Genomic DNA, 6,092 nt, shown 5'->3' on the forward strand with positions numbered 1-6,092 from the left:
AAGACAAAACTTTTGCTCACTAATACTGATTATAATGTATCTTTTTCTCGTCAAACTTCTGTTTCGGGTTCTCTTTTGTAGCCGGATAGCCGAAAGGAATGACACAAAGCGGAAGGATATTATCAGGTAGATTGGTATATTTGCGTACCACCTGCATACGGTCTTCATAAGGATAGGCAGCCGTCCATACAGCCCCCAGTCCCAGACTTTCGGCAGCCAGCAGAATATTTTGCGCTGCTGCTGAACAATCCAAATACCAATAAGACGAACGTACAGAATCTCCGCAGACAATGATAGCGTTACGGGCCTGGGTCAACATCTTTGCATAAGGAAGCGCAGCAGCCATTGAATCCAGTTTGGCACGGTCGGATACTACTATAAACTCCCAAGGACGGACATCTTTGCCCGAAGGGGCAGCCATTCCGGCACGAAGCATCAAGTCGATTTTCTCTTTCTCCACTCCCTTATTCAGATAAGTACGCACACTTTTACGTGCGAAGATATTATCCAAAGCAGCATTTCCGGTTTCGGACGTTCCTTTTTCTTCTTTGGTAGAAGAACATGCGCTCATAGCAACAACTATTGCTGCAATCAGACATAAGAAAGAGAAAATCTTTTTCATTGTGATACTATTTAAAACAGATTCAACTTATTTTTCTGCGCCTCTTCCAATGAAACCGTTTCACGTTTCAGCAGACCGCTTTTTTCACGAAGCGCCTCATATTCGCTATTCAGTTCGTTCACCAATTCGGCTTTCAGCTGTGGATTCAATAATTTGGAAGCAACACTTGCATTCTGGGAAGCATCTTTCAGATGTACCACCGGAGCGTGATAGACAGGAGCAATCTTCAATGCCGTATGCATTTTCGATGTAGTAGCCCCACCAATCAGAAGAGGAATATCCAGTCCTGCTTTTTCGAGTTCCAAAGCCACATGCACCATTTCTTCCAAAGAGGGAGTAATCAGACCACTCAATCCGATCATATCCACTTTTTCTTCAATGGCACGCTGCACAATGGTTTCCGCCGGCACCATCACTCCCAAGTCTACAATATCATAACCATTGCAAGCCATCACCACCGCTACAATATTTTTTCCAATATCGTGCACATCGCCCTTTACAGTTGCCAGCAACACTTTTCCAGCCGCGGCGCTTCCTTCCACTTTTTCCGATTCGATAATCGGCTGCAGGATAGCTACGGCTTTTTTCATCGTACGGGCAGTCTTCACAACTTGGGGAAGGAACATCTTACCGGCACCAAACAACTCGCCTACATAATTCATTCCATCCATCAACGGGCCTTCAATCACATCGACTGCTTTATCATAAAGCGGCAATGCTTCCGCCAAATCCTGTTCAAGGAAATCTCCGATTCCTTTCATCAAGGCATATTTCAAGCGTTCCTGAACGGATTCTTCTCTCCACGCATCTTGTTTGGCAGCTGGTTGTCCGGCAGTTCCGCTCATAGTTGCTTTCAGCGATTCCGCCAATTCTATCAGACGTTCCGCTGCGTCCGGACGACGATTCAAGACGACATCTTCTATCTTTTCCAATACATCGGTCGGGATATCACTATATAACACGGAAGTACCCGGATTCACAATCCCCATGTCCATTCCTTCCTGAATGGCATGATAAAGGAATACAGCGTGCATCGCCTCACGGATATAATTATTGCCACGGAAAGAGAAAGAAAGGTTACTGACTCCTCCGCTAATATGAGCACCCGGAAGATTCTTTTTGATCCATGCGGTAGCTTCAATGAAATCTACGGCATAGTTATTATGTTCTTCAATCCCTGTGGCTACGGCAAGTACATTGGGGTCAAAAATAATATCGTGAGGATTAAAACCTACTTTATCTACCAAAAGACGGTAAGCCCGTTCGCAAACTTCTATTTTACGGGCGGCTGTATCTGCCTGACCTTTCTCATCAAAAGCCATTACGACAGCGGCCGCTCCATATTGGCGGATGATACGGGCATGTTCGAGGAAAACTTCCTCGCCTTCTTTCAGAGAAATGGAGTTAACGATTGACTTTCCTTGCAGACATTTCAGGCCGGCTTCAATCACTTCCCATTTGGAAGAGTCAATCATTACCGGAACACGGGCAATTTCCGGTTCGGACATGATAAGATTCAGGAAAGTAGTCATCTCTGTCTTTGCGTCCAACAGTCCGTCATCCATATTGACGTCAATCACCAAGGCACCATCTTCCACTTGTTGACGGGCGATGGAGAGAGCTTCATCATATTTCTTTTCGTTTATCAGACGAAGAAACTTACGAGAACCGGCTACGTTGCAACGTTCGCCGACATTTACAAAGTTAATTTCCGGTTTGACTTCCAATAGTTCAAGTCCGGAAAGCCACATACAATCCGGTGCAAGAGCAGGGACGTGTGGTTTAGCACCTTTCACGAGGGCGGGATATTCGGCAATATAGGCATCCGTCGTTCCACAACAGCCGCCAATGATATTGATTAGTCCTTCTTCGATATATTCTCTCACTTCGTGAGCCATATCAGCAGGTGTCTGGTCATACTTACCCAGGCTATTCGGTAATCCGGCATTCGGATAAGCACTAATATAATAAGGTGCACGAGCTGCCAGTTGTTCCAGAAATGGTTTCAATTGGCGGGCTCCGAAAGAACAGTTTAAACCGACAGAAAAGATATTGGCATGTTGCACGGAAGCAAGAAATGCGTCCAATGTCTGGCCGGACAATGTTCGTCCGCCAATATCGGACACCGTTACAGATAACATGACAGGGACTTCGACGCCTGTTGCTTTCATTGCCTGTTCGGCTGCAAAAATAGCAGCTTTGGCATTCAGGGTATCAAAGATTGTTTCGATCAGAATGGCGTCTACGCCACCTTCAAGCATTGCTTCCATCTGTTGCTGATAGGATGCAGCCAGTTCGTCGTAACTCAAAGCACGATAAGCCGGATTGTTCACGTCCGGGCTCATAGAGCAGGTTTTATTGGTTGGTCCCACAGAGCCGGCTACAAAACGCGGTTTATCGGGATTCTTTGCAGTGTACTCGTCGGCAAGATCACGGGCTAGTTTTACGGCTGCCAGATTCATCTCACGCACGTATTCTTCTACGTGATAATCAGCCATAGAAACTGTAGTCGAACTGAATGTATTGGTTTCGATGATATCCGCACCTGCTTCCAAGTATTTACGATGAATATCCTGAATCACGTCGGGACGTGTGAGACACAATAAGTCGTTATTCCCTTTCAACTGTCCGGGGATATGCGCAAACCGTTCACCACGAAAATCTTCTTCCTTGAGGTTATATTGTTGAATCATTGTACCCATTGCCCCATCCAGAATAAGGATGCGCTCGGATACGACTTGAGAAATTGTCTTTTTCATTACCCTATCACATTAATACCTAATTACCTACTCTGCCATCTTCTGCCAGACACTTCGCAGTCCGGTGTTTATCTTATAGCGGTTTTACTTACCGCTTGAACATTCTTGCCATATCTCTACGGTCGTCTTTCTCCTTTATAGATTCTCGTTTATCATATTCTTTCTTACCTTTCGCCAAAGCGACTACCAGTTTCGCCAAACCTTTCTCATTGATAAACAAGCGTACAGGGAGAATCGTAAAGCCGGGATTTTTCATCTCCCGCTGAAGTTTCTCCAATTCTTTTTTACTAAGCAACAACTTCCTCTCTCTACGTGCCGTATGGTTATTGTACGATCCATAGAAATATTCGGCAATGTGCATATTCTTCACCCACAATTCGCCTTTCGTAAAATAGCAAAACGTATCTACCAGACTGGCTTTTCCCAAACGAATGGACTTTATTTCCGTACCGGTCAATACAATACCTGCTGTGTAGGTATCTATCAGCTCGTAATCAAACGTAGCCCGTTTATTCTTTATATTTACAGGAGGTTGTTTCATCTTTACTCATTAATTAAGTATAGCCGTCAGCCTATTAAACACGATCTGTATCACCGCCGGACATAGTATTAACAATACAGACGACAAAAGGGTGTATTTTAATCGTTGTTTTTCTTCTACTCCCATCAGTATAGGAACTCCCTCCCATACCACATAGACGATGTAGAACTGCAGCAACCAAGCAATAATTCTAAAATCAGGTAATAGTCCGGTTAGTATCTGAAGCAGGAAAGACACAACCAATGCATATCCTGCAAACTGTTGTGTCAACGGCATATTACTATGCATGCCAAACATCCTTGTTCCCATTTCATTGATGGCATAAGCTGCCAGAAAATAGCCACCGAACAAGGCTACAGCTACGGCGCAACAATTGGTCATAGCTATCTGGAAACTTTGCGGACCTCCCCACCCATTCGTCAATAACGAACCGATGAATACGGACAGACCGCATAAACCAATCATAGGATAGACAAAAGCCATAAATACTTTTCGCCTATCCTCTTCCATAGAAATTTCCTCCCAGGCCTTGGCCGGAGAGGAAATCAATTTCATTGCTATGTTAAATAGTTCTTTGTAGTTCAATGTTATTGTGAAATCTTTGAATAATCTATTTCAAATTTCTCTTCTCTTGTACTAGAATTATCTAGTTTATTAGACGAAGTATTTACTTGAGCATGCACTATAATCTTTTTCAGATTTGTAAATTGATATAATACTGATGACAAATCATAAGCCTGATAACTTACTGTATAAGATGTACGAGTTTCATCTTTATCTTCAGTAATAATATGATTCACATACAAATCTAATGTTTCACCACCTTCAGCAACTTTTTCCGCATCATATGAAAGAATAAATTTATGTTTCTTCAACTCTGCTTCTAATTCAGTTGACACTGATGAGTTTTTAAAATGAAACATTGCAGGAATAATTAATGTATTCTTATCAAAGAAATAAGGATAATATGCATTCTCATAATTCAGAGCATACATTGTCGCATCAGCCTCATCTGGTGTAGAAGTTACGCTCGGTCCATCAATATTGGTAGGAGTTGAAGTCAATGTAAAAGTTATAGAAGCTGCATTAACATTCACATCTTCTACATTATACTGACCATTAACAATATACATTCCTGAATTCAAAAGCATAATACTAGTCGGATCAGTAGGAACCAACTTAGTTCCATCTATCATTTTAAAATTACTACCATAAGAATCCAGTTTTGCAATGACACTTAAAGTTCGTGGCCCACTATTATCATCTCCATTCATACATGAAGTAACCGACACACCCATAACCACAGCCATCAAAGCCACCAAGAAAAATTTCACTTGTTTCATAAACATATTTTTTAGATTTTGCAAAGATATAAATTCTAATTCATAATTAATAAATGCAAGTACTTAAAAAATACTGCATCCGTTACTTTATTATTTTTGCAAAAAGTTCCAAATGATCATCTACGTAGCTTGCAATCAATGCTGTGACTTGTTCTTCCATCTCTAAATAGGCTTCTTCCAACTCATCAAAAGCTTCATATTGCTCGTACATAGCCATAAATTCATCATCCGTCCGTTCCTTTTCCAAATCTTTCCGGTTGGCATCAAAAATTTTCTTAGCCTTATAAACTAATTTCGAAAACTCTTCCGCTCCCCACAAACGCATCACTTTCGCAAACGGATTATCAAATATATAACCACCATAGCCATTCTGAATCAATTGGCAAAATCCCCCCGCCATCACCTCATCACGAAAAATCTGATAAGCCAGCAAAGAATGTTGTTCCCCTGTCAGCAGAGGCATTGTTTCGGCAGTTAGTTCGCCACCGATAATCTCTTTATATTTATCTGTAAACGCCTGGATAAATTCATCCATTCCTTCACCCGCAGCCTTTTGCAAAGTAGATTCTACAACTTCGATCATAACTTTCTTATATAAATTATGCAGCAAAGCTACGAATTTTATTCTACATCCAGTAATAATCCTTCCACAATCTTACTTGTCTTAACTTCATTATCTATCCTCCACTGCCTTCACACGACGCATATCAACTCATTTACAGACACTTCCTGTGAACAAATCATATAAAACACGGTATTCACATCCTTCACAGAAGTAAGCGTCTCCGCGATTCTATCTTGTCGCCCTTTTTTCATTCTTATATTTT

General features: G+C 41.8%; 6 protein-coding genes. All 6 read right to left on the reverse strand.

The window, feature by feature from the left end:
* Window positions 1-19: 19 nt before the first annotated feature.
* A complete protein-coding gene (locus ACT8YW_RS12255; RefSeq protein WP_004315984.1) occupies window positions 20-622 on the reverse strand; it encodes a nitroreductase family protein in 603 nt (200 codons plus the stop codon).
* Between the two features lie 11 nt (window positions 623-633).
* Entirely contained in the window at window positions 634-3,381 is a 2,748-nt protein-coding gene (gene metH, locus ACT8YW_RS12260) for a methionine synthase (protein WP_444105216.1), read from the reverse strand.
* Between the two features lie 88 nt (window positions 3,382-3,469).
* Window positions 3,470-3,922 (reverse strand): SsrA-binding protein, encoded by a 453-nt coding sequence (gene smpB / locus ACT8YW_RS12265; RefSeq protein ID WP_444105218.1) that lies wholly within the window; start codon window positions 3,920-3,922, stop codon window positions 3,470-3,472.
* Between the two features lie 9 nt (window positions 3,923-3,931).
* The gene (locus tag ACT8YW_RS12270; RefSeq protein WP_444105220.1) at window positions 3,932-4,477 is read right to left on the reverse strand and encodes a Yip1 family protein; all 546 of its coding nucleotides are present in this window, start codon (window positions 4,475-4,477) and stop codon (window positions 3,932-3,934) included.
* A gap of 32 nt (window positions 4,478-4,509) precedes the next feature.
* The gene (locus ACT8YW_RS12275; RefSeq protein ID WP_444105222.1) at window positions 4,510-5,265 is read right to left on the reverse strand and encodes a hypothetical protein; all 756 of its coding nucleotides are present in this window, start codon (window positions 5,263-5,265) and stop codon (window positions 4,510-4,512) included.
* 82 nt (window positions 5,266-5,347) lie between these two features.
* Complete coding sequence (locus tag ACT8YW_RS12280) at window positions 5,348-5,848, reverse strand: DMP19 family protein (RefSeq protein ID WP_444105224.1); 501 nt, start codon at window positions 5,846-5,848, stop codon at window positions 5,348-5,350.
* Window positions 5,849-6,092 lie beyond the last annotated feature (244 nt).

Source organism: Bacteroides sp. (genome assembly GCF_052357945.1).
GTDB lineage: Bacteria > Bacteroidota > Bacteroidia > Bacteroidales > Bacteroidaceae > Bacteroides.

Excerpts from the sequence above, each read along its gene's own strand:
- ACT8YW_RS12255 (WP_004315984.1), bottom strand. The coding sequence starts at position 622 with ATGAAAAAGATTTTCTCTTTCTTATGTCTGATTGCAGCAATAGTTGTT.
- metH (WP_444105216.1), bottom strand. The coding sequence starts at position 3,381 with ATGAAAAAGACAATTTCTCAAGTCGTATCCGAGCGCATCCTTATTCTG.
- smpB (WP_444105218.1), bottom strand. The coding sequence starts at position 3,922 with ATGAAACAACCTCCTGTAAATATAAAGAATAAACGGGCTACGTTTGAT.
- ACT8YW_RS12270 (WP_444105220.1), bottom strand. The coding sequence starts at position 4,477 with ATGAAATTGATTTCCTCTCCGGCCAAGGCCTGGGAGGAAATTTCTATG.
- ACT8YW_RS12275 (WP_444105222.1), bottom strand. The coding sequence starts at position 5,265 with ATGAAACAAGTGAAATTTTTCTTGGTGGCTTTGATGGCTGTGGTTATG.
- ACT8YW_RS12280 (WP_444105224.1), bottom strand. The coding sequence starts at position 5,848 with ATGATCGAAGTTGTAGAATCTACTTTGCAAAAGGCTGCGGGTGAAGGA.